We start from the raw sequence: 20,078 nt of genomic DNA on the forward strand, positions 1-20,078 counted from the left end.
ACCCCTCGATCAAATATGAAGTACCGAGCATATGATCCGCATCGAAATCCAGCCACGCTGGCGCTTCCACCAAAACGACGGCAGCAGCCTCGACCCGCAGGGCCTGGCGCTGCTGCAGGCGGTACACGACACCGGCAAGCTGACCGAGGCCGCCGCCCGCGCCGGCTACTCCTATCGGCATGCCTGGAACCTGCTGGGCAAGTGGCAGGAGTTCTTCGGTACTCCACTGATCATCCTGGAACGCGGCAAGGGTGCGCACCTGGCCCCGCTCGGCGAGAAACTGCTGTGGGCCGACCAACGGATACGCGCGCGCCTGTCGCCGCAACTGGACAACCTGGCCGGTGAGCTGGAGCTGGAGCTGAATAGAGTGCTGCAGGCGAGCAACCCCGGCCTGCGCATCCACGCCAGTCACGGTTTCGCCGTGGCCGCGTTGCGCGAATGGCTGGAGCAGGATTCCAGCTGGCAATGGGAGGTGCAGTTTCGCAGCGGCAGCGAGGCGATGATCGCCCTGCAACGCCACGACTGCGAGGTGGCCGGCCTGCATGTGCCCTCAGGGCCGCTCGGCGCCCTGAGCATGAGCCGTATCCAGCCCTGGCTGCGCGCCGACCAACGGGTGATCACCTTCGTCGTGCGCACCCAGGGGCTGATCCTCGCCCCCGGCAACCCGCAGGGCGTCCATGCCCTGGCCGACCTGCTGCGCGGCGACTTGCGCTTCGTCAACCGCGAGCAGGGCTCCGGCACACGCATGCTGCTGGAAGGCCTGCTGCGCCGCGACAACCTGGACAGTGCGGCGATCAATGGCTTCCACAACGAGGAATTCACCCATGCGGCGGTGGCCGCCTACGTCGCCAGTGGCATGGCCGACGCCGGCTTCGGTGTCGAGGCGGCGGCGCGTCAGTTCGGCCTGACCTTCATCCCCATGGCCCGCGAACACTACTGTTTGCTGTGCCGCGAGGACAGCCTGCAGCTACCGGCCATGGGTGCGTTGCTCAAGGTGCTGCAGAACCCCGAGTTCCAGGCGCGCATCGCCCAGCTACCGGGTTACGCCCTGAGCCGCCCCGGCGAGGTGCTGCCGCTGACCCAGGCACTGGAACAGTGGCGCAAGGAGAGCCTGCTGTAATGGGTTGAGTAGCAATAGGCAGGAGACAGGCGCAGGGCGCTGTTGGCGGCTCGGCGCATCTTCTTGGCCAGCGCTCGCGCTACATGCGGGCGATCGACTCTTGACGACTAGATGCCTCGCACAAGTGCGTTCGCTTGAGGACGAGTCGACGCAGCAAAGTGCCAGCACTGCCAACCTGAAAATACCAGCCAAAGGCAATGAACCAAGAAGCCTCTGACCCACCCAAAGCCCTTAAGTTCTCCCTTAAAAACAAATATTTACCAACCTTGAACAAAGTCATGCAGCTCGTCGGCAGAGGCTTGCGCAGACCCCGAGAGGCAACGAGGATCGCGGCCATGTCCACACGGAGGTTCTCCTCACCATGAAGTACTCCTCGATGCTTGTTCTGTCCCTGAGCCTGGCCAGTAGCGCCGCGTTCGCGGGTAATACCTCAGCCGGTATTGGCGGCGCCCTGGGTGGGGTGCTCGGCGCGGTGGTCGGCCAGCAGGTCGGCGGCAACACCGGCGGTGCCATTGGTGCCGGCGTCGGCGGTGCGGCTGGCAGCGTGGTCGGTGCCGACCGCCACAGCCGTACCGAAGCGGCCATCGGCGGCGCCCTCGGCGGCGCCGGCGGCAACGTGATCGGCCGGCAACTCGGCGGCACCAGCGGCAGCCTAATCGGCGCGGCCCTCGGTGGCGGTGCCGGCGGCGCCCTGGGCAACAACTACGGCGGCCGCGACGACGATCGTCGCTATTACCGCGACGACCGTCGCTACTACCGCGATGATCACCACCACGGCCACAAGCACCACAAGCACGGCAAGCGCTACGGCTGGCACCACGGCCACGACGATCACGACGACTGATCGCCCTGGTGAAGTTCAAGCCCAGTGCGTGACCACGGATGACCGCCCCTCCAGCCCACGGAGGGGAACTTCCTGATCAATCAGCACCTAACCTACTGTTGCCCATGCCTGTGCAAGCCGTCCGCTCAGCCGAGCGGCCGCAGGATGAGCCACACAGACTGACAACCGTCCGCAGCGGCGTTCGCCGTTGACAGCCCCGTAATCCGGGCATCCGATTCTTTTTGAGGTCTTCCCTATGCGCACATTCACTTCCGCGCTGCTACTGAGCGCCCTGAGCATACCGGCCGCCTTTGCCGGCGATAACACCAAGGTCGCCATCGGCAGCGGCGTCGGTGGCGTCCTCGGCAACGTGATCGGCCAACAAGTCGGCGGCAGCACCGGCGCGGCGGTCGGTGCCGGGGTTGGCGGCGCGGCGGGCGGAGTCATCACCGCGCGTGACGGCAACAAGACCGAAGCGGCTCTAGGCGGTGGCCTAGGCGCCGCGGGCGGCTCGGTGATCGGCGGCAAGCTCGGCGGCAGCACCGGTTCGACCATCGGTGCCGGCCTCGGTGGTGCCGCCGGCGGTGCACTGGGCAACGAGATGGCCAACGACAACCGCCGTGACAGCTATGACAGCCATGGTCATGACTACGACCATGGACATAAGCACAAACACAAGAAGCACAAACACCACTGAGAGCCCGAAGCTGCCCAGCCCCGTAGGCTGGGTTAGCGGCGCATGCCACTGGCGTGCCGACGACACATCTTCCGCACGCCGCGTAACCCGGCATGGCATCGACGCACACAGCGCACTGCCGGGTTACGCCGCGCCAGAACCGGCGGCGTGGCCGGAGCACCGCGCCGGCGGCTAACCCAGCCTACGGACTTGGCCTCTGCAGGCCTTCTGCTGCCTGTGCCTCATACGGACTACCCCGCCAGCAGCAGCCGATCGGGCTCGTCCAGGCGTTGCAGCAACGCTTCCCGCGCCTGGTCGCGCAGCTTGATCGCATCCAGCCAATCGCGCCCCGGCGCCAGCAACTGACCGCAGAGGCTGACGCGGATCTCGCCGCGATGGGGGAACCATTGGCCGTCGCGCAGGACCATCCGCGAACCGCGTATGGCCACCGGCAGTAGCGGCACCTCGGCACGGGCGGCGAGCACGAATGCTCCCATGCGAAACGGCAACAAGCCCGGCTCGCGGGTCAGGGTGCCCTCCGGGAAAAACACCAGCGATTGTCCGGCCTGCAAGGCAGTGGCCAGGCGCTCGGTATCGGCGGCGCTGCGCTGCACATCGAAACGCTCGACGAAACAGGTGCCCAGTTTGCGCAGAAAGCGCCCGGCAATCCGTTGCTCGGCCAACTCGCGCTTGGCGACGAAGCTGAACTCGGCCGGCAGCACCGCGCAGAGCGCCAGCCCGTCCAGGTAGCTGGCATGGTTGGCGACCAGCACGCGCACCTCCGGTAGGCGTAGCTGAGCCAAACCCTCGACGCGCAGCGGCACCCCGGCCAGGTGCAAGAACAGCCGCGCAGCCGTTCGCACCACGCGGCGACACCAGGCCAGGCGCGGCAGCAGCGCCACCGCCAGCCAGGTCAGGCTGCCGATCAGCAGCAGCAAGGCCCAGAAATACGCGGCATACAGCGCCGCGCACAACGCCCGCCAATAACGCCCAGCTTGCGCCTGCACGGCCGCCTGCAGCAGGCGCAGCAGTTGTCGCCACACCGCCCGCTGCGGCTGGCCCACTTCACCGCGCTCGTACAGCTCGCGGCTGGCGGCGCGACGAATCTTGCCGCTGGAGGTTTTCAGCACGCTGTGCGGGGGCGCCAGCACGATATCGTCCGGCGGCACGCCGGTGAGGTCGAGGGCGACCCGGTTGATCGCCTGCTGCAAGCCTTGTCGCGCCGCCGGCTGCTGCTCACGGGTTTCCGCCAGCACCACCAGACGCTCGCTGCCGCTGGCCGCATCGCCACAGCCGAACACCGCCACGCAGCCTTTGCGCAGGCCCGGCAGGTTGCCGACTGCCGTCTCGATGTCGTAGGGGTAGATGTTGCGCCCGCCGCGGATGATCAGGTCCTTGACCCGCCCGCTGAGGTAGACCTCGCCGGCAGCCATGTAGCCCAGGTCGAGCGAATCCAGCCAGTCGCCATGCCGCACCCGCTGGCTCTCCTGCGGGTTGCGGTAGTAACCGCCGGTGGTCGACGGCCCTTTGAATTGCAGATGGCCTTCGGTGCGCTCGGGCAACTCGACGCCGCTGCCATCGACGATGCGCAGCTGGTGCCCCGGCAACGGCCGGCCGCTGGCGACGAAGCGCAGCACATTAGTTGCGTCCGCGGCGGCGGGCAGCGCCTTGCCGCGCGACTGGAACGCCTCGCGCTGCACGCGATCGATCAAGGGCCCGCGGCCCAGGGGCGGGAAGGCCGCGCCCAGGGTCGCCTCGGCCAAACCATACACCGGGGTGAGCGCACTGGCGGCCAGGCCATAGCCGGCGAAACGCGCGGCGAAACGCTGCAGGGTGTCCGGGTTGACCGGTTCGGCGCCGTTCAGCGCCAGGCGCCAGCAACGCAGATCCAGCCCCTCCAGCGCGGCCTCGTCGAGTTTGCTCAGGCACAACTCGTAGGCGAAGTTCGGCGCCGCCGAGAGGGTGCCGCCATAGCGATGGATGGCCCACAGCCAGCGCGCTGGCCGGGCGAGGAAGGCCAGCGGCGACATCAGCACCAGGGGAAAGCCGTAGTACAGACTGCCGAACCAGGCGCCGATCAGGCCCATGTCGTGGTACATCGGCAGCCAGCTGACGAATACATCATCACCGCTGACCCGCAACGCCCGGCCCATAGCGCGCAGATTGGCCAGCAGGTTGGCGTGGCTGACCATCACCCCCTTGGGCTGACCGGTGCTGCCCGAGGTGTACTGCAAAAAGGCGAGGTCCTGCGCCTGGCGCAGGGGCGCGACGAAGGCGTCGGAATCGGCGCCGAGCTCGGCCACGGTGACGATTTCGTGCAGGCTCGGCACCTGCGGCTTGAGCAGCCGGGCCAGCAGTTTGGCCTGCACCACGGTGATCAGCATGCTGGCCTCGGCGTTGCCGAGAATGCCAGCCTGACGCCGCAGATGCTCCTCGATCTGCGACAGACGCATGGGCGGGTAGATGGGCACCGGCACACCGCCGGCCAGGAGAATACCGAAGAAGCCATGAAGAAAATCGCGGCCGGTGGGCAGCATCAACGCCACCCGCTGCCCGGGACTCAGACCGCGGCGCTGCAGGCCGGCGGCCACGGCTGCGGCGCCCTCGCGCAAGGCGGCATAGCTGATATCGTCGCTCTGCTCGGCGTCGCCCAACAGGCGCACATGGATGCGCTGAGGATGTCGCTGCACGTGCCAGTCCAACACCTCGACCAGGGTCTGCGCCTGGTCCGGCGCCAGGTCGTCGGCGCTCGCGGTTTGCCGGATCTCGTCGGCGCTCTGCTGACGCGCCGGGGCGGCGCAGTCGAAGCGCTGCAGGGCATGCAACAGATCGTCCGGGGTCTCCGCCGCGGCGAACAGCTCCTCGGGCAAGCGCACGCCGAACTCACGCTCGACCCGTGACCACAGCTCCACCCGCGCCAGGCTGTCCAGGCCCAGGTCGCGGTCCAGCACGCTGTGCAGGCTCACTCGCAACCCCTCGACAGCGTACGGACGCAGTTCGCTCACGGTTTGCCGAACGATCTCCAGCAGTTTTTCCGCAGCCCTCTCGGAGCCGGGGGGGCTGCTTGTGGCATGAGGCAAGCGAGACATAGGCGGCCCTCACACGACAGGGCAGTGGTAGCGACTGCCCACGCCAGTGAACAATAAGCCCCTGCCGCCGCCGGCGATAATAACCTCTGGCCCATAGCGCAGCTGTGGTTATACCTAGGGCGTCTTTCGCCAGTCAAATTGGCGGTCAGCGGCCGCTTCCGTGGAATAACGCCTGCGCTCGACGGCCGGCCGCACAGCCTGCCGAGACCTGTACGGCGAGTGGTTGAGTTGAACTGACGACACCGACCACTAAGCTTGCTGGAAGGCGCCTGATCGCCGAGGAGAGACAGCCATGTCAGCCAACCTTGCCCCCGGCGTGACCCACCGCGAAGCCTGGGCCTGGGCGATGTACGACTTCGCCAACTCCGGCTACACCACGGTGGTGATCACCGCGGTGTTCAGCGCCTACTTCGTCGCCGTGGTGGCCGGCGGTGCAACCTGGGGCACCCTGGCCTGGACCAGCGCCCTGTCCCTCTCCTACGCCCTGATCATCCTCAGCGCACCGCTGCTCGGCGCCTATGCCGACGCCTACGCCTGCAAGAAACGCCTGTTGCTGCTCAGCACCCTCGGCTGCGTCGCCAGCACCGCCGCGCTGGCACTGGCCGGGCCGGGAACCCTGGGCATCGCGGTGCTGTTCATCGTGCTGTCGAGCCTGTGCTTCGGCAGCGGCGAGAACCTGATCGCCGCCTTCCTTCCGGAAATCGCCCGCACCGATGCCCTGGGCCGGGTCTCCGGCTGGGGCTGGGGCTTCGGTTATATCGGCGGTCTGGTCAGCCTCGGCGCCAGCCTGGCCTATGTCAGCTGGGCCCAGGCCCACGGCCAGACGGCGGCGCAGTTCGTGCCGGTGTGCATGCTGATCACCGCGGCGCTGTTCGCCCTGGCCAGCCTACCGACCTTCCTGTTCCTGCTCGAACGCAGCCAGCCGCAGCTGCAGCCCGGCGCCAAGCACAGCGCGCGGGTGGCCTTCGCGCGTTTTGCCCAGACCCTGCGCGAGGCCGGACGCTATCGCGACCTGCTGCGTTTCCTGGCGTGCACCGTCAGCTACCAGGCGGGGATCTCCGCGGTGATCACCCTGGCCGCCATCTACGCCGATCAGGTGATGGGCTTCAGCACCCAGGACACCCTGATACTGATTCTGCTGGTCAACGTTACCGCCTCGGTCGGCGCCGTGCTGTTCGGCCAGCTGCAGGATCGCCTCGGCCATGTCGCCACCCTGAGCCTGACCCTGTTCGGCTGGATGCTGATGATCGGCCTGGCCTGGGCCGCCGAGGGCCCGCCGCTGTTCTGGCTGGCGGCGAATATCGCCGGGCTGTGCATGGGCGCCAGCCAATCGGCCGGACGCGCCATCGTCGGCCTACTGGCACCACCGTCACGCCTGGCAGAGTTCTTCGGCCTGTGGGGCCAGGCGGTGAAACTGGCCTCGATCCTCGGCCCCATGACCTACGGCCTGAGCAGCTGGCTGAGCGGCGGCGACCACCGTCAGGCGATGCTGATCACCGGCAGCTATTTCGTCATCGGCCTGCTGCTGCTCGCCAGCGTCGACCTCAAGCGCGGTCGCCGCGCGGCCCTGGCCGACCAGCCACATTCGGCTGTCGGTTAAATATTTGCAGCACCTTTAGACCGAGCAAAGATTGCTTCGTCGCTGCCACCGAACAGAGCGGTCACTCGCCTACTAGCAGCGCCGCCAGCGCCACGCGCAACGGCTGCGGGATCGCCACCGGCCGGTTGCTCGCACGATCGACGAACACGTGCACGAAGCGCCCCGCCGCGCAGGCCTCGTCCTCGCCGGCCTTGAACACGGCCAGTTCGTATTGCACCGAGCTGTTGCCCAGTTTGCCGACCCGCAGGCCGATCTCGATGCGCTCGGGGAAGGCGATGGAGGCGAAGTAGTCGCAGGCCGAGCTGACCACGAAGCCGACCACCTCGCCGTTGTGGATATCCAGACCGCCGACCTCGATCAGGTAGGCGTTCACCGCACTGTCGAAATAGCTGTAGTAGGTGACGTTATTCACGTGACCGTAGAGGTCGTTGTCGTGCCAGCGCGTGCTGATCGGCTGGAAATGCGCGTAGTCGCTGCGCAGGTGCTGGGGTTGGCTCATCTGATGTCCTTGTTGTTCGCCACTGTTGTACGAAGCTTCGCGGCCAAGGCCGCTCCCACAGGAGCACCTGAGTACCCGGTGGGAGCGGCCTTGGCCGCGAAATATCCTAGCCCGTAACCCGGATGAAATCCGGGGATAACCTGCCGGGCGGGGTCAGTCTCGACGCGTGGATAGCGCCCCATCGATCAATCGACGCGTTCAAGGTGAAGGTACACAGCGACATCCAGCCTACTCACTCAATACGCCACCTGATAGATCGCCAGGGCGTGCGCCTCGGTCATCTCGCGTGGGTTGTTGACCAGCAGGCGTTGCTGCTGCATGGCCTCGGCCGCCAGCTGCGGCAGCATGGCCTCCGGCACGCCGGCATCACGCAGGCGCGTGGGCAGGCCGCTGCGCTCACTGAAATCGGCCAGGGCGCCGATGAACTGCTCGGTCTGCGCCATGGCACTGCCGGGGCGCAGCGAGTCGCCGAGCACCAGCGGTGCCAGCTCGGCGTACAACGGCGCGGCGACCTCGGCGTTGAAGCCCAGCACGTGTGGCAGCACCAGCGCATTGGACAGGCCGTGGGGAATATGGAAGTGCCCGCCGAGCGGATAGGCCAGCGCATGCACCGCCGCCACCGGCGCGTTGGCGAAGGCCTGCCCGGCCAGGCAGGCGCCGAGCAGCATGGCCTGGCGCGCCTCGCGGTTGCCGCCATTGTGCACCGCCTCGTCCAGATTGGCGGCGAGCAGGCGCAGCGCCTCGCGGGCCAGCAGGTCGGACAGCGGGTTCTTCTTCAGTGCACTGGTGTAGGCCTCGATCGCGTGCACCATGGCGTCGATGCCGGTGGCGGCGGTCACCGCCGGCGGCAGGCCGAGGGTCAGGTCGGCGTCCAGCAGCGCTAGATCAGGCAACAGCAGCGGCGAGACCACGCCCAGCTTGCTGGTCGCCCCCGTGGTGACTATCGCCACCTGGGTCACTTCGGAACCGGTGCCGGCGGTGGTCGGCACCTGGATCAGCGGCAGGCGCTGGCCCTTGGCATTGCCGACGCCATAGATATCCGCCAGGGTCTGCGCGCACTGCGGATGCGCCAGCAGGGCCACCAGCTTGGCCACGTCCAGCGAACTGCCACCGCCGAAGCCGATGATCAACTGCGCCTTGAGCGCCCTGGCCTGCTCGACCGCACTGAGCACTATGGCCTCCGGCGGGTCGGCCAGCACCTGATCGAACACCTGGGCAGTCACCCCCTCGCGCAAGAAGCCCGCGAGCACCGCGGCGAGCAAGCCGAGCCGGGTAATGCCGGGATCGGTGACGATCAGTACCGACTGGGCGCCGCGCTCCTGGCACAGCGCGGCCAGGCGCTGGGCCGAACCGGGCTCGCAGATGATCTGCGCGGTGGTAGCGAAGCTGAACGGCTGCATGCTTGATCCTCTTGTGGTTATCCGCGCCGAAGCAGCGACACTGCAGCTTACCCTGGCCGCATGCGCTTGCCTCTACCGTTGGATCGACAGCGGCTGCCCGCAGTCATTGCCAGCACCACTCTAACCCTTGACCCACAAGCTAGCTAATTGCCAGTATTCAGTACGTGCGTGCAAGAGCCGACTAGCATTCTGTGTGGCCTCTTATTTCAAAGGGATACTGTCAATGCCCAAATCACTTCTTCGTCTGCTATCGCTGGCTACCGCCCTCCTACTCTTGCACCTGCCCCTGGCCAGCCTGGCTGCCGAACGCCAATTGGTGATCCTCAACTGGACGGATTACCTGGACCCGGCGCTGATCGAAAAATTCGAGCAGCGCTATGATGCCCAGGTCATCCAGAGCTACTTCAGCTCTGACGACAACCGCACCCAGAAGTTGATGGAAAACAACGCCAGCGGCTATGACCTCATCCTGGTGGCCGGCTTCGACCTGAAGCTGTATGCCAAACGGCGCTGGATTGCCCCGCTGGATCACACCCGGCTGCCCAACGTCCAGCACACCGCACCTGAATTGAAGAATGTCTTCGAGGCTGCCGATGCATACGGCGCCCCCTATACCTGGGGCACGGTCGGCATCGCCTACCGCAGTGACCTGGTGCAAACGCCCATCACCAGTTGGTTGCAGCTGTTCCGGCCGGCCCCCGAACTGCAGGGAAAAATAGCCATGATCGAAGACGCCAGGGAATTAATTGGCATGGGCCTCAAGGCCTTGAACCATTCCGCCAACAGCTCCGACCCCGATCAGCTCCGGGCGGCGGAGGCCCTGCTGCTGGAGCAGAAGCCCTACGTCCGCACCTATGACTACCTCGCCCTCGATGAGACCTCTCCACTTCTCAATGGCGACATCGTCGCCGCCCTGCTGTACAGCGGGGATGCCCTCATGCTGAAAGAACGCGATGAAAACCTGCGCTATGTCGTTCCTCAGGAGGGCAGCGCTATCTGGATCGACTATTTTGCCCTGGCCCGACAGGCGCAACATCCGGACCTGGCGTATGCCTTTCTCGACTTCATCAACGAGCCGAAACATGCTGCCCAGCAGGCACAGTTCATCCACTACGCGACGCCGAACCTGGCAGCCGAAGCATTGTTACCCGAAGCGTTTTTGCGTGATCCGATCATCTACCCTGACCAGGCTAACCTTAAATCCTCCGAGTTCTACACGCCTCAACCGGCTAAAGCCCTACGTTTACGCAACGCGATCAATGCTAGGGTGTTGCGTTAAGGTTTCGGCAACCATGGCTGCCGTGGCCTACCGCATCGAGGGGCTGACATGAAGTTGCGCACCCGCTTGCCATTGCTCGTCATACCGCTGATTGCCGGCCCGCTACTGCTGGCAGGTCTTCTGGCATTCATCGCGCTCCGGCAAAGCGCCGAGCAGAAAAGCACTGATCAAATCAGTGCACTGGTGTCACGGCTGGATGACCAGTTGCAACTGCTCAGTCATGTAGCCACCGCCAATATCGATATTTTCTCGGATGATCCCCTGGTTAAAAGCTACCTGCTGACCAGTGATGCAGAAGAACGCTACGACTTGTTACAACGCCCTTTGCTGCAAAAGCTCGCCAGTATTCAACGGGTTTATCCCGACTATTACGAGATCCGGATTCTGCAACCCGATGGCTTTGAAGACCTGCGCTTGCAGAACCGCGATCAACCCAATCTGACTGAAGAGGAGGCGGACAGCCCCGGGTTTCTGGCCATGCGTCACGCCGACCAGGACACCTTGGTGCGCATCGGCATCAACCCGGACAACCAGGAGCTGGCCCTGTACGTCTCTCGGCGCATCAGCTTGATCAACCCGGCATTCGAGTCCTTCAGCACCCCTCCCAAGCTGCGCGGCTACCTGAGCCTGACCATCAGCCTGCAATCGTTGCTGGAGAACCTGAGTCCCTCCCCCTGGCCCCAGGGCAGTCTCATCCTGACCGACGCGCAAGGCACCCTGCTCGCCGCCTCCCAGGAGATCGATAGCGCGCGCTTGCTCGGCGACTACGACCTGTCGCCAGGCATCACGGTGCTGCAGAGCAAAAGCCAGATCGACCTGCATGGCCAGTCGTACCAGCACCACGTCAAGTGCCTGATGGACGGCCTATGGTTGCACCTATTGATTCCCGAAGCGGACCTGTTCAAAGAGTCGCGGAATATTGGCCTGCTGGTGCTGTTGATCTGCCTGGTCGCCATTAGTATTTCGGTACCGCTGCTCCTGGTATTGATCCGCAATCGCTTCCTGAAGCCGGTCGAGCGCCTCAATCAGGCTCTGGCGGCCATGGGCAAGCAGTCCCAATTGATTCAGGTGCCGGTGCAGAGCGAGGACGAAATCGGCGAGCTGAGTCGCTCCTTTAACCGAATGAGCCTTGACCTGCATCAATCCAGCGAGCAGATCCATAACTTGGCCTTCAGGGACAGTCTCACCGGGCTGCCCAATCGCCTGATGTTCATCAAAACCCTGCGCCGTGAAATCGAAACCGCACGCCAGCGCCGGGGGCGTTTCGCCTTGTTGTTTCTCGACCTGGACAACTTCAAACACGTTAACGACACCCTGGGCCACCCAGCCGGAGACCAACTGCTGATCAAGGTGACTGAGATCTTCCAGTCCAACCTGCGCGGTTATGACTACCTGAGCCGCCCCGTCGGTATCGAAGTCGACCGGGATATGGCTCGCCTGGGCGGCGATGAATTCACCCTGCTGCTCAACCATCCAGAAGCCGAGCACCTGGCCGGCCCCGTAGCCGAACGGGTGATCAAGGCGCTGTCTGAGCCTATCGACCTCGATGGCACGGCCTGCTACGTGGGCTGCAGCGTCGGCATTGCCATCTATCCCGATGACGGTAGAACGGTGGAGGACCTGGTCAAACATGCCGACCTGGCGATGTATCAGGCGAAAGCCAGAGGCAGGAGCACCTATCAGTTTTTCTCCAGCGCCATTGCTGCGCACTCTCAGCAACGCGTGCTTCTGGACCAGCGGTTACACACCGCCGTCGAAACGCTCAACTTCCAGCTGCACTATCAACCGATCATCGATAGCCGCAGCATGCGAGTGGTGTCTGTTGAGGCGTTAATCCGCTGGAACGATCCTGAATTAGGCCAGGTACCTCCGGATCGGTTCATTCCTCTGGCCGAGGAAAATGGTCTGATCTTGCCCATTGGCGCCTGGGTAATGGAGGAGGCTGCCCGCCAGTTGGCGGCATGGAAGAAGGCCGGTCTTCCCCCGCTGCGGGTGGCCATCAACGTTTCCAGCCTGCAACTGGGCCAATCGGGCTTCGCTCGACAGATCACCCAGGTCTTGAACAAGTACCAGTTGTCTGCCGGTGATCTTTATGTGGAGTTGACCGAGACCGCGGTACTACAAGGGCGCGAACAGGTACTGGAGAACCTCTACGCGTTGCGTTCACTCGGCATACAGATTGCGCTCGACGACTTCGGCACCGGCTACTCCTCGCTGAGTTATCTGCAGACGCTGCCTATCGATATCCTGAAAATCGACCGTAGCTTCATTCTCAACCTGCAAGAGAACAACAACGGCGTGATTCTCTCGGCCATCATCACCATGGCTCACTCGCTGGGCATGCAGGTGGTCGCCGAGGGGGTCGAGGATCACGACCATCTGGCCTTCCTGATTGCCGAAGGTTGCGACCTGCTCCAAGGCTACCTGTTCAGTACACCCCTCCCCGCGGGCGAGATTGAACGACTCCTCAACCTGCCGCTGCCCGAAGTCATATAGCGAGCGGGGCGGTCTACCGCCCACACCCGCCGCCCCCATCAGGATTGACATGGCGAGCTAGCCGGAGAAAACCCGGGGACGGATTCCCGGAGTGCAGCCGGGCTACGGCGGGCACCGGCCAACGCCATAGCGGCTCGCTCAGCGCGCGGTTCGCAGCCATTGCAGATACTCGGGGCTCTCGCCTATCGAGTTATGGTCCTTGCCCGCGATGACCTTGAGCGAGGCCACACCGGGGGCGAAATGCGCCAGAAGCCGCTCGGTGCTCGCGCGTGGGACGACCTTGTCGTGCTCCGCCGCGAGCAACAGGGTCGGCACGGCGATGTGCGGCGCGTACTTCCAGGACTCGAACTTGTCCTTGAGCAGCCACTGCACCGGAAACATCGGGAACTGCCGTGCGGCGAGCTCTTGCAGGCTGTTGTAAGGCGTGATCAGGATCAGCCGCGCGGCGGGACGTTGGCTGGCAAGGCGTACCGCGACCCCCGAACCCAGACTGCGGCCCACCACCACGATACGCGCATGGGCGGCGTGCACCCGGTCGAACAAGGCCAGGGCATCGCGCTGGATGGCCTCCTCGGAGGGTGACCCGGAGCTGCCGCCGTAGCCCCGGTAGTGCAGCAGGTAGAGCGCCTGATCAGGAAATGCCTGGGCGAACTCGGGCAGATTCAACGAGACGTCCTCGGCGTTGCCGCCGAAGTAGATCAAGGCATTAGGCCCGTCATGCGGCCTGACCGAAACCAGCACCTCGGCGTCGCCTACCGGCAACTGTAGCGTCGTAGCCGGGGTCGCGATGGCACGCGGTTGCGGGAAGTAGATCAACGCACGCTGAAACGCGAACAGGGCAACGCAGGCCAGCAGGTAGAGGGCGGCAAGCACTGCCAGAAGCGAAACCATGCGTGGCATACAGCTAACTCCTATTCAGAACCATAGGGACGGCGTCACTCAATGCCCGCAGACACTAACAGCAGTCTCACCCTAGCGCGCCCCAAGGATCGAACCAGCAGACGGCATCGCCGGACTGCCTGCGCACCTCCACGGTAAAACCGCCGTACGCTCAGCCAGCAAAAACCGCCCCAGCGGGCGGTTTTCTATGGTGTGTCGTTTGTCTGAGGCCTCACCGGGATGACGGGGTGAGGGGGTGCCTGCATTCAGTCTTTACCCAAGGCCTGCTGATTTTCCAGGAAGTCCTCTTGCAGCAGGGCGTCGGTGGGTTCTTCACTGGGCTCTTGCAGGCGTCCGGTCGACACCACCTTGGCGTCGAGCTTGCCCATCAGATGTTCGAGGGCGTGGCGCATTTTTTCCGCGGCGCCGTCCACGGCGGCCCCCAGGTCTGCGGCTTTGTGGGTCACCGAGATGGACTGATGGCCTTTAGGCCGGGCCTCGATCTGACAGCGCTTATCGTCGGGACCGGACTTTTGCGCGTTTTCGTCGGTGATATGCACGACGACTCGCGTCAGCAGCTCCTCGAAGTACTCGAGTTTGTCCATCACTGCCGAACCTACCCACTCCTGAAGCCGGGCACTGCCTTCAATCTGATTAGTGTGCACTTGTACTTGCATAGGGCTTCTCCGTGATGACGTGTGTGCTTTCGAGGCTTTGTGGCTGTCGAGGTTCAGGCTAACCGAATATTCTTCTGTCGGGGACTCCGCGAAAAGAATCGGAATAATTTAACTGGCCGCCGAACAACCATGGTCCGCGGACATGCAGCCACCGTACACATGCGCAGCCCACGCCACGAACAGGCCCCATCGGCCGATGGCTTTGGGCAGCGGACGGACTGCACGCCCTCCTGAGCAAAATGGTCTTTGCTTGCTTGAGTGAACATGACGCAGTGGAGTCGATATGACCCTGGCAACCTGGGAGCTGCTGTCCTACATCGTCACCGTGGTGGCCTTGCCATTCGCCATTGGCGTGTTCCTCTTCGAGCAACGCAAGGCGCATGAGAACGAGGAAGAGGCCACGTGGCAGCAGATCTCCGACGCCTATATCGACTTCCTCGAGGTGGTGCTGGCCAACCCCGACCTCAAGCTGCGCAGCCAGCGCGCCACCCCCGACCTGAGCGACGAACAACGGGAACGCATGCTGGTGATCTTCGACATGCTGATCTCATTGTTCGAGCGCGCCTACCTGCTGGTCTTCGACGCGCAGATGAACGAGAAGCGACGGCGCCGCTGGCACTCCTGGGAGGACTACATGCGCGAATGGAGCCGGCGCGAGGACTTTCGCGAACGGCTACCGGAACTGCTGCGTGGCGAAGACCCGGATTTCGCCCTGTACCTGCAGCGCCTGGCCGAGGAGGAAGCGCCTTAGCACGGCATTGCCGCGTCCCGGCCTGGATTGCCAGCGAACTCACCGCCTAGCACGTCACACAGCCCCATTGAGCGCTCACCGCTTGGCGGTCGAGTCTGGGCCGACAATAAGCGCCAACTGGCCGCCTGCGAGCTTTACCCCAACCCGGCTCGCAACTAGCCTTGCTCGCGTCGATTGCCATCGAGTTTCCCGCCCGTGAAGGTTTTTCTGGCCGTGTTGATAGGCATGCTACTCAGCGCCCCGGCTTGGGCCTTCACCCTGTGCATTGAAGACATCGACTATCCACCTTTCACGCTCAGTAACCAGCGCGGCGAGGCAATGGGCCTGCTGCCCGAGATGGTGCAGCTGGCAGCGGCCGAGAACGATGCTGTTATCACGCTCCTGCGTTACCGGTGGAAGCGCTGTATCGACAAGCTGCGCAAAGGCCAAGTCGACGCACTGCTGGCCGCCATTTGGTCACCCGAGCGCGATGCCTGGGGCGCGTTTCCAAAATATCCCGACCAGCCCTTGGCCACCCCCGACCGCCGCTTGCGCCTGTGGCGAGAAGAATACCGGGTGTTCGTACCGCGCCAGGGCACGCTGCGTTACGACGGGGAGCATTTCACTGGCCTGCAAACCGGCATCGGCGCGCCTCCCGGCTATGTCGTCTGGCAACGCCTGAAAGACGCCGGCGTGCTGAGCGACAGCGTGCTGCAACCCAAGACGGGGCTGCGCCTGGTGGCCTTGAATCGGCTGGATGGTTACGTCGCCGAATCCAGCATCGGCCTGCATCAACTCCAGGCCCTGGGCTTCAGCGAGCAGGTCAACATGCTGCCGCAGCTCTACCATGCAGATGACGCCTACCTGGTGTTCTCCCATCAGTTTCGGCGCACGCAGCCGCAGTTGACCCAGGCGATCTGGCAATCGCTGGGTAAAATCCGCCGCCAGCACGGCAAACGGCTACTGACCAAGTACCGCAACCCCTAGAAGGCATGGGGCGGACTTGCTGCCGGGCGTCGTTCCAGAGAACTGCATTCGCCCCTGCTGCCCCTGCCCCGCTGCCCTCCGACTGGCAAACCGACGTTCACCCTGCGAAGTGACCTTGTAACGCTTTGCGCCGAACCGAGCCCCGTAACCCGGGCTTTGCGCCACGATGGCGAAGTCGTTATTCAGGCCCAGTCCGAGCAAGCACGGTTTTATTGCGATTTGCACTAATCGAGCGGCGCGGTGGGGTGTATCTTGAAACCAAGGACAGTTGCAGGGAGGGCCCTAGCCAATGGTGATGAGGAGTACGACGAATCTTCCATTCAGCACCCGCGTCATACTGCACGCTGGCGAAATCGCTAAGACTCAGGATGTACGTGTAACCCCGGAGCAGATGATTCAGGCCGTGGATGCCGGCCAACAGCGTGTGAACACGCAAGACCGCGTAAATTGCGCGTAGCCGCAGCAAGCGTAAGGCAAAATCGTACACAGTGAACCAGTTGAACACCTCCCTGGCCATGCGTCAGGACAGCCACCGCGCTGATCAAGACCCGTTCGAACTGGAAGAGCTTGGCGAACCGACGCTGCACCCTGGAATAGACCAGGCGGCTAGCAACCTCGTTCAGGTGCAGCTACCAGGCACCACCCGGTTACGGCCGAGACGACCACTGGCAATCACCAGCGTCGCCTCGGCAACAACCACCTCCCTAGCCCCCCGAACTCAAGCCCGGCACTGCATGGCGCCCAAGGCGCGGTTGGCGGTTGCCTGAGGCAATCGCAGTGCAGCTCTGTGCGCGGCAGCGGCACTTGCAACCGCTGAGCGGTTGAACGTAAAAAGGCGTGCCATTGGCACGCCCCTGAACCTTGCATCAACCGCTTAGAACCGGTCGCGAATTACCACTTCGTCGAACGGCAACTTGCCGATGCGCGGTTTCGGCTCCACGGCACGCTTGCCCACGGCGACCATCAAGCCGATGACGTAATTCTCCGGCAGGTTGATCAGTTTGGCCACGGCGTCGAAGTCGAAGCCGTCCATCGGGCAGGAGTCGAGGCCCTTACCGCGCGCGGCGAGCATCAGGGTTTGCGCCTTGAGGCGGCAGCTGCGCATGGTCTCATCGCGCTGCACCTGCGGTTTGTCGCGGTAGTAGAGGTCGATAGCGCCGGCCATGTAGTCCTGCACCTCTTGCGGTGCGCCCTGCCAGACGCGGGCGACGTTTTTTTCCCAGCTGTCGAGCTGGGCGCACACCACCACCAGCATCGAAGCCTCGGTGACCTGGGCCTGGCCCCACGCGACTTCGCGGATCTGCTCGCGCAGGGCGGGGTCGCTGACTTCGACGAAGCGCACATGCTGCAAGTTGAAGGCCGAGGGGGCCAGCAAGGCCAGTTGCAGCAGCTCGTCCTTCTCCTCACGGCTGAGGCTGAAGGTCGGCTCATAGCCTTTGACGGCGCGGCGACTGCGGATGGCTTCTTCGATATCTATGGTGACTCCTGAGAATGCGTGGCCGGTAAGAAGCCGCGCATGCTAAGTAGTCGCTCGCGGTCATACCAGGCGTCTTTGCCAATGAAACTTATCGACAGAATCGATTGGTCCACGACGCCAGCCGAAAGCCAGCCAGGCTGTACGTCCCTGCGCGGCCAGACTGATCGGCACAGCGCGCCTACTCGGTAACCGAGGCTAAAGCCCGCCCCGCGCGCGGGCGTCACACCACTCACGCACCGCGGCATAGGGGTAGCGTTCCAGCGCGGCAAACCCCTGAATGCTGCGCGCCTTGAGCTTGCTGAACAGCGGCACGCTGATGCCGCAGAGAAAACGGGTCAGGCACTCGGCGCTCGGTGTAGCGCCTTTCAGCTCAGCATGCCGTTCGCTAAAGCGCCCGCACAAGGTATGCAGGTCGTGTTCGGTCAACGGCGACAGTGCTGGCGGCTGCGGCAGATGGGCGACCCGACCGTGGCACACCGAACAGTGGCCGCAGCGTTGTGGGGCCTGTGCATCGCCGAAGTAGCGCGCCAGACGCTGACTCAGGCACTGTTCGCTGGCGAACAATTCGAGCATGGCGTGGATGCGCGCAATTTCACTGCGTTCCTGGTGTTTGAAGTAACCATGCAGCTCGGCACTGAGGGTCGCGGGGTCGAAACCGCCATCGAGCAGCGCATAGACCTCGGTCATCTGCTTGCTTTCCAGCTCGATCCAGCCCTGCTCCTGAAAGTAGTCCAGCGCCTTGACCACTCGGCCGCGCTCGGCCTGATGCTGCTGGTAGAGCCTGTCGAAATCCACGGTGCACCAGGTGCGCGCGCGGCTGGAGCTGTTGACCACGGCCTCGACGAACTGCCGACGCTCGCCGGCGAACCTGGCCAGCAAAGCCTCGGGCTCGCACAGGTATTTGAAGCGGTATTCGGCGAAGTAGGCGTAGCGCGGAGCGATGATACCGCGCAGTTCCAGCTGCACCAGCAGGGTTTTCAGCGGCAGCTGACGGATATTGCTGTGGTCGGCCAAGGCGCCCAGCATCAGCTCCCACTCAGCGCCGTGGTGCTGATCAGGCGCAGCGGCGGATAACAGCTCGTCGAGCACGCAGCGAATGCCGACCTGCTCCGGTGTGTCGCCGTAGACGAAGTTTTCCAGCACGTTGAGGCTATCGCGGTTGGCCAACACCAGGCAATCGGACGGCTGACCATCGCGCCCGGCCCGGCCGATCTCCTGACTGTAGTTCTCGACGGATTTCGGCAGGTCGAAGTGCACCACGTTGCGGATGTCGCTCTTGTCGATGCCCATGCCGAAGGCGATGGTGGCGACGATGCAGTTGAGCTGGCCGCCCATGAACTGGCGCTGGATCGCCTCGCGCTGCTCATGGACCATGCCGGCATGGTAGGCGCTGGCAGGAATGCCGCGCTGCGCCAGGTGCTCGGCGACCTGCTCGGCGGTCTTCTGCTGGGTGACGTAGACGATGCTCGGCTGCCCGGCTTTGCCTGACAGCCACTCGACCAGGCGACGCTGCTTGTCGCGGCCGCTGACCGGCTCGACCAAGAGGTTGAGGTTGGCCCGGTAGAAGCCGGTAGTGACCACATCCGCCGCGGCGATGGCGAACTTGCTCTGCATATCGGCGATCACCGGCGGCGTCGCCGTGGCGGTGAGCAGCAGTACCTGAGGAATGCCGAACTGGCGCTGGTAGTCGGGCAACTTGAGGTAGTCCGGGCGGAAGTTGTGGCCCCATTCGGAGATGCAGTGCGCTTCGTCCACCACCAGCAGGGAAATCGGCACCTGAGCGATGAAGTGGCGAAAGCGCTCGTTCTTCAGCCGCTCCACCGAGATCATCAAAATTTTCAACTCGCCGGATTTGGCCTTGGCCATGGTGGCGCTGGCCTGTTCGCGGCTCTGCGCCGAATCGATGCTGGCGGCGCTGATGCCGCGCTTGTGCAGAAACGCCAGCTGGTCCTGCATCAGCGCCAGCAGCGGCGAAACCACCAGGGTCAGGTGCGGCAGGTGCAACGCCGAGAGCTGGTAGCACAGCGACTTGCCCGACCCCGTGGGGAAGATCGCCGCCGCCGAGCGCCCGGCCAATACCGCACTGATTGCCGCTTCCTGGCCGGGGCGAAATTGTTGATAGCCGAAGACACGCTCGAGGGTGCTGTACATAGGGTGTCACTCCATTGACCGCAGGGCCGGTGACCTTAGCGCGGCGGGGTGGGCAAAGCCAACTGGCTTGCGTGGGAGCGGCCTTGGCCGCGATGGCGGCACTTAGCGCCTGCCCCTCCGTTCGCTGCAGAGCCGATCGCCGGTGTAGAGCCGAGACCGGTACCGGGCAAAATAAAAAAGCCGCCCGGAGGCGGC

At 64.2% G+C, this 20,078-nt stretch carries 15 protein-coding genes; 8 read left to right on the top strand and 7 right to left on the bottom strand.

Annotated features, from left to right (window positions below; genetic code table 11):
- The first annotated feature begins 31 nt into the window (after positions 1–31).
- The 3 genes from FBY03_RS03770 (at position 32) to FBY03_RS03780 (ending at position 2,640) form a co-directional block, all read left to right on the top strand.
- The gene (locus FBY03_RS03770; protein WP_147170855.1) at positions 32–1,120 is read left to right on the top strand and encodes a substrate-binding domain-containing protein; all 1,089 of its coding nucleotides are present in this window, start codon (positions 32–34) and stop codon (positions 1,118–1,120) included.
- 361 nt (positions 1,121–1,481) lie between these two features.
- The gene (locus FBY03_RS03775) at positions 1,482–1,964 is read left to right on the top strand and encodes a hypothetical protein (protein WP_147170856.1); all 483 of its coding nucleotides are present in this window, start codon (positions 1,482–1,484) and stop codon (positions 1,962–1,964) included.
- Between the two features lie 235 nt (positions 1,965–2,199).
- Positions 2,200–2,640, top strand: a complete 441-nt coding sequence (locus FBY03_RS03780; protein ID WP_147170857.1) for a glycine zipper domain-containing protein — start codon at positions 2,200–2,202, stop codon at positions 2,638–2,640.
- 230 nt (positions 2,641–2,870) lie between these two features.
- On the opposite strand, the gene FBY03_RS03785 is transcribed toward FBY03_RS03780, so the two are convergent.
- Positions 2,871–5,585, bottom strand: a complete 2,715-nt coding sequence (locus tag FBY03_RS03785; RefSeq protein ID WP_256677854.1) for an AMP-binding protein — start codon at positions 5,583–5,585, stop codon at positions 2,871–2,873.
- Between the two features lie 415 nt (positions 5,586–6,000).
- On the opposite strand from FBY03_RS03785, the gene FBY03_RS03790 reads away from it, so the two are divergent.
- Positions 6,001–7,308: an MFS transporter gene (locus tag FBY03_RS03790; RefSeq protein WP_147170859.1), complete on the top strand. Its 1,308-nt coding sequence runs from the start codon at positions 6,001–6,003 to the stop codon at positions 7,306–7,308.
- 61 nt (positions 7,309–7,369) lie between these two features.
- On the opposite strand, the gene FBY03_RS03795 is transcribed toward FBY03_RS03790, so the two are convergent.
- Both FBY03_RS03795 and FBY03_RS03800 read right to left on the bottom strand, forming a co-directional pair.
- Positions 7,370–7,807: a thioesterase family protein gene (locus FBY03_RS03795; RefSeq protein ID WP_147170860.1), complete on the bottom strand. Its 438-nt coding sequence runs from the start codon at positions 7,805–7,807 to the stop codon at positions 7,370–7,372.
- A gap of 236 nt (positions 7,808–8,043) precedes the next feature.
- Positions 8,044–9,207, bottom strand: a complete 1,164-nt coding sequence (locus FBY03_RS03800; RefSeq protein WP_147170861.1) for an iron-containing alcohol dehydrogenase — start codon at positions 9,205–9,207, stop codon at positions 8,044–8,046.
- A 316-nt stretch (positions 9,208–9,523) separates the two neighbouring features.
- Here FBY03_RS03800 and FBY03_RS03805 point away from each other — a divergent pair, with 316 nt between their 5' ends.
- The gene (locus FBY03_RS03805; RefSeq protein WP_256677859.1) at positions 9,524–10,486 is read left to right on the top strand and encodes a spermidine/putrescine ABC transporter substrate-binding protein; all 963 of its coding nucleotides are present in this window, start codon (positions 9,524–9,526) and stop codon (positions 10,484–10,486) included.
- Between the two features lie 48 nt (positions 10,487–10,534).
- Positions 10,535–12,982: an EAL domain-containing protein gene (locus FBY03_RS03810; RefSeq protein WP_147170863.1), complete on the top strand. Its 2,448-nt coding sequence runs from the start codon at positions 10,535–10,537 to the stop codon at positions 12,980–12,982.
- 138 nt (positions 12,983–13,120) lie between these two features.
- Here the strand turns inward: FBY03_RS03810 and FBY03_RS03815 are convergent, their stop codons facing one another.
- Both FBY03_RS03815 and FBY03_RS03820 read right to left on the bottom strand, forming a co-directional pair.
- On the bottom strand, positions 13,121–13,882 hold the full coding sequence (locus FBY03_RS03815) for an alpha/beta hydrolase (protein WP_147170864.1): 762 nt from the start codon (positions 13,880–13,882) through the stop codon (positions 13,121–13,123).
- A 245-nt stretch (positions 13,883–14,127) separates the two neighbouring features.
- The gene (locus FBY03_RS03820; protein WP_147170865.1) at positions 14,128–14,538 is read right to left on the bottom strand and encodes an HPF/RaiA family ribosome-associated protein; all 411 of its coding nucleotides are present in this window, start codon (positions 14,536–14,538) and stop codon (positions 14,128–14,130) included.
- Positions 14,539–14,821: 283 nt separating this feature from the next.
- Here FBY03_RS03820 and FBY03_RS03825 point away from each other — a divergent pair, with 283 nt between their 5' ends.
- On the top strand, positions 14,822–15,289 hold the full coding sequence (locus FBY03_RS03825) for a hypothetical protein (protein ID WP_147170866.1): 468 nt from the start codon (positions 14,822–14,824) through the stop codon (positions 15,287–15,289).
- Positions 15,290–15,484: 195 nt separating this feature from the next.
- On the top strand, positions 15,485–16,255 hold the full coding sequence (locus FBY03_RS03830; protein WP_147170867.1) for an ABC transporter substrate-binding protein: 771 nt from the start codon (positions 15,485–15,487) through the stop codon (positions 16,253–16,255).
- A gap of 874 nt (positions 16,256–17,129) precedes the next feature.
- Here the strand turns inward: FBY03_RS03830 and FBY03_RS03835 are convergent.
- Complete coding sequence (locus FBY03_RS03835) at positions 17,130–17,732, bottom strand: nitroreductase family protein (RefSeq protein ID WP_147170868.1); 603 nt, start codon at positions 17,730–17,732, stop codon at positions 17,130–17,132.
- A 195-nt stretch (positions 17,733–17,927) separates the two neighbouring features.
- Entirely contained in the window at positions 17,928–19,883 is a 1,956-nt protein-coding gene (locus tag FBY03_RS03840; protein ID WP_147170869.1) for an ATP-dependent DNA helicase RecQ, read from the bottom strand.
- Between the last annotated feature and the right edge of the window lie 195 nt (positions 19,884–20,078).

The sequence above is a fragment of the Pseudomonas sp. SJZ079 genome, assembly GCF_007993865.1.
Lineage (GTDB): Bacteria > Pseudomonadota > Gammaproteobacteria > Pseudomonadales > Pseudomonadaceae > Aquipseudomonas.

Coding starts and splice junctions, on each gene's coding strand:
- FBY03_RS03770 (WP_147170855.1), top strand. CDS start 32: ATGATCCGCATCGAAATCCAGCCACGCTGGCGCTTCCACCAAAACGAC.
- FBY03_RS03775 (WP_147170856.1), top strand. CDS start 1,482: ATGAAGTACTCCTCGATGCTTGTTCTGTCCCTGAGCCTGGCCAGTAGC.
- FBY03_RS03780 (WP_147170857.1), top strand. CDS start 2,200: ATGCGCACATTCACTTCCGCGCTGCTACTGAGCGCCCTGAGCATACCG.
- FBY03_RS03790 (WP_147170859.1), top strand. CDS start 6,001: ATGTCAGCCAACCTTGCCCCCGGCGTGACCCACCGCGAAGCCTGGGCC.
- FBY03_RS03795 (WP_147170860.1), bottom strand. CDS start 7,807: ATGAGCCAACCCCAGCACCTGCGCAGCGACTACGCGCATTTCCAGCCG.
- FBY03_RS03800 (WP_147170861.1), bottom strand. CDS start 9,207: ATGCAGCCGTTCAGCTTCGCTACCACCGCGCAGATCATCTGCGAGCCC.
- FBY03_RS03810 (WP_147170863.1), top strand. CDS start 10,535: ATGAAGTTGCGCACCCGCTTGCCATTGCTCGTCATACCGCTGATTGCC.
- FBY03_RS03815 (WP_147170864.1), bottom strand. CDS start 13,882: ATGCCACGCATGGTTTCGCTTCTGGCAGTGCTTGCCGCCCTCTACCTG.
- FBY03_RS03820 (WP_147170865.1), bottom strand. CDS start 14,538: ATGCAAGTACAAGTGCACACTAATCAGATTGAAGGCAGTGCCCGGCTT.
- FBY03_RS03825 (WP_147170866.1), top strand. CDS start 14,822: ATGACCCTGGCAACCTGGGAGCTGCTGTCCTACATCGTCACCGTGGTG.
- FBY03_RS03840 (WP_147170869.1), bottom strand. CDS start 19,883: ATGTACAGCACCCTCGAGCGTGTCTTCGGCTATCAACAATTTCGCCCC.